Raw genomic sequence first — 207 nt, 5'->3', positions numbered from 1 at the left:
GCACAAGAGGATATGAAAGTAGTTGGGACTGCAGCTGATGGCTTTGAAGTTACTTATTTAGTAGAAAGACTTCAGCCAGATGTTGTTCTAATGGATTTAAGTATGCCTCCTGGAGAAAACGGACTTTCGGCAACAAAGAAAATCAAAAAGGCTTTTCCTCCTATTCAAGTCTTAATACTAACGATGCATGATGATGAAGAATATTTA

General features: G+C 37.2%; 1 protein-coding gene. It reads left to right on the top strand.

Going from position 1 to position 207, the window contains the following annotated elements:
* A partial coding sequence (locus EOC06_RS39955) for a response regulator transcription factor (RefSeq protein ID WP_164899150.1) occupies nucleotides 1-207 on the top strand: 207 nt, incomplete at both ends.

Origin of the sequence: Mesorhizobium sp. M7A.F.Ca.MR.362.00.0.0, from assembly GCF_004023175.1 — a bacterium.
GTDB lineage: Bacteria > Pseudomonadota > Alphaproteobacteria > Rhizobiales > Rhizobiaceae > Mesorhizobium.
The sequence above is the reverse complement of the archived record's forward strand: the minus strand, read 5'-3'. Positions and strand labels throughout refer to the sequence as shown.